The 2,146-nt window shown below is 26.8% G+C and carries 3 protein-coding genes; 2 read left to right on the top strand and 1 reads right to left on the bottom strand.

The window, feature by feature from the left end:
* Positions 1-116 precede the first annotated feature (116 nt).
* Positions 117-749, bottom strand: a complete 633-nt coding sequence (locus ACVHXK_RS18565) for an HD domain-containing protein (RefSeq protein WP_461207899.1) — start codon at positions 747-749, stop codon at positions 117-119.
* Positions 750-841: 92 nt separating this feature from the next.
* Between ACVHXK_RS18565 and ACVHXK_RS18570 the strand changes: the two genes are divergently transcribed.
* Together ACVHXK_RS18570 and ACVHXK_RS18575 are read left to right on the top strand one after the other, a co-directional pair.
* Positions 842-1,120: a LysO family transporter gene (locus ACVHXK_RS18570; RefSeq protein ID WP_461207900.1), complete on the top strand. Its 279-nt coding sequence runs from the start codon at positions 842-844 to the stop codon at positions 1,118-1,120.
* A complete protein-coding gene (locus ACVHXK_RS18575; protein WP_461207901.1) occupies positions 1,120-1,719 on the top strand; it encodes a LysO family transporter in 600 nt (199 codons plus the stop codon). The genes ACVHXK_RS18570 and ACVHXK_RS18575 overlap by 1 nt, the downstream gene beginning before the upstream one ends.
* Positions 1,720-2,146 lie beyond the last annotated feature (427 nt).

Consider the following 2,146-nt stretch of genomic DNA (forward strand, 5'->3'; position numbering starts at 1 on the left):
TTTATCTTTTATCTTTTATCTTTTATCTTTTATCTTTTATCTTTTATCTTTTATCTTTTATCTTTTATCTTTTATCTGTACTCTTTTTTTAAAAGAAGCACTCTACAAATTGCAAATTAATCTTTAAGCAGTGCTTCCCTACATTTATTAACAAATACATCTATATTATCTCGTTCTTCTTTTTCTTTCTTCTTATCTAATTCACCTCTACCTAGTCTATCGCATAGAGTTAATAGAGCTAATTCATCAATAGGTACTTCTTTAACTAATTTATCTATATCTGAAAATGGTAATTTTTTAACTACAAAAAGTGCATTCATATGCCACCTGACTAATAAAGATACCTTCTGAATAAATTCTTCTTCTTGCTCAACTTCTTCTAAAAATTTAATAGCAAGTGTTTGACCGTACTTGTCATGGTCATAGGCTGTAATCTTACCTTTTTTAATCTTTGTTGTATATAACTTACCTAAATCATGCAATAATGCTGCCCACATAAAAACTTCTGCCTCTTTACTTTTTCCTCTTAATGTAGCAGCTCTATCAACTACTAACATGGTATGATTCCATACTGATCCTTCTGGATGATATTGTTTGTTTTGTGGAATTTCTTTTAATTTATAAATAAGTTCGAATGGGTATAAATTTTGAACACTCTCTTCTTTAAAAATATCCTCCAAATATTTTGATGGATAATCATCTTTTAATAAATGGTAATTAAATTCTTTAAATAATCTTTTTTTATACATATTTACCACCATCCATTCTTTATTTTTATTGATAATATGTTTATAATAGTTATTGTTTCTTAATTTTTTTATAAACAAAAAAGGAGTAATTTATGTTATCAATAATTCTAGTTCTAATAATAGGAATACTTATCGGCATATTCACTAACCTAAAACCTAAAAGCAAAAAAATATTAAGCAAGTTACAATTAATTGGGGTACTTTTATTAGTATTTATAATGGGTACTTCTATAGGTGCTAATAAAGACATTTTAAACCAAATCAAAGAGATAGGTGAACTTTCTTTATTTTTTGCAATTTCAACAACTTTATTCTCAATCATCATTGTATTTTTACTAACAAAAAATATTAGCAGAAAAGGAAAAGAATAATGAGCATATTAATATTTATAGCATTAATACTTGGAATTTTAGTAGGTAACTTTCTTTTAGGTGCAGAATTTTTAACTAATATAGACACGTTAATTACTATATCTTTAAATTTACTTATTTTTATTGTAGGAATAGATATTGGTTCTAATAAAGAAGTATTTGGAGACCTAAAAAAACACGGCTTAAAAATACTCCTAATCCCTATTGGAACTATAATCGGCACTTTACTAGGTGGTATTGTAGCTGGACTAGCCCTAGATTTACCTATAAATTTAAGCTTAGCTATTTCCTCTGGTTTCGGTTGGTATAGCTTATCCGGTGTATTAATTTCAAAATTAGATTCAAGCAAAATGGGCGCTGTTGCCTTTCTAACTAATGTATTCAGAGAATTGCTTGCAATTATGACCATCCCAATAATCTCTAAAAAATTAAATAAATTCACAGCCATAGCTCCTGCTGGCGCGACGTCAATGGACACAACTTTACCTCTTATATCAAAATACACCGATTCTGAAGTAGCTGTTATAGCTTTTGTTAATGGATTTATTCTAAGTTCCCTTGTACCATTTTTAGTACCATTGTTTTATAAAATAATTTAAAACCTAATGCACTTTTTAAAACATAATACACTTTTTAAAACATAATGCACTTTTTAAAACATAATGCACAATGCACAATGCACAATTCACAATGCACAATTGTGGATGATTTTCTTCGTTCCTCAGAAAATCTTTAATTTATAAAAGATTAATTATAAAAAAAATTATTAATAAAAAATCAAAAGATAATTATTTATAAATGATTTCTTTGCTAATTCATTATTGATTTATTGGTTTATTGATTAATTGATTAATTGATTAATTGATTTATTGATTTATTGATTTATTGATTTATTGATTAATGTCCTAATAAAAAAAAGAAATATTTTAGCTCCGCTAAAATATTTCCTCCTTAATTGTGCATTGTGCATTGTGCATTGTGCATTGTGCATTGTGCATTGTGCATTGTGCATTGTGCATTGTGCAT

This window comes from Clostridium sp. DL1XJH146, from assembly GCF_054819755.1.